This is a genomic window from Brachyspira catarrhinii, assembly GCF_005518285.1.
GTDB classification, from domain to species: Bacteria; Spirochaetota; Brachyspiria; order Brachyspirales; family Brachyspiraceae; genus Brachyspira; species Brachyspira catarrhinii.
This window is the reverse complement of sequence record NZ_SJDU01000807.1, coordinates 1-403: the sequence shown is the minus strand read 5'-3', so window position 1 is coordinate 403 and position 403 is coordinate 1. Positions and strand designations below refer to the sequence as shown.

Below are 403 nucleotides of genomic sequence, written 5' to 3'. Positions count from 1 at the left end.
TTGAAGGTACTTTAAAATTTTCTTCTGACGGTTCTTCTGTAACAATTATGTTTACAGCAAATCCAGCATTTCCTGAAAATTTATTGAATATAAATATACTTTGCAATGACACAATAGGAGCAGGAGATACTACAAAAGGCATAGAACAGTATAACGGTAATTCCTACGTATCAACATCTGCTGTAATGCAGTCTCAATATTTATGGGTATCAATAAAAGACTCTAAAGTTGGTATGAATGCAGGTAGTGACCAAACATCAGAACCTTCTTATCAAGGATATATGAATGTAACAGGTTCTGGTACTGATTATAGTTTTTCTACTGACTATTATGGACAAGCAAATGGAATTGAAGGTACTTTAAAATTTTCTTCTGACGGTTCTTCTGTAACAATTATGTTTAC

At 32.5% G+C, this 403-nt stretch carries 1 pseudogene; it reads left to right on the top strand.

The annotated features are described in order from the left end of the window. Positions 1–47: 47 nt before the first annotated feature. Positions 48–403 (top strand): annotated as a pseudogene (locus EZH24_RS14560) (hypothetical protein); the annotation flags it as partial.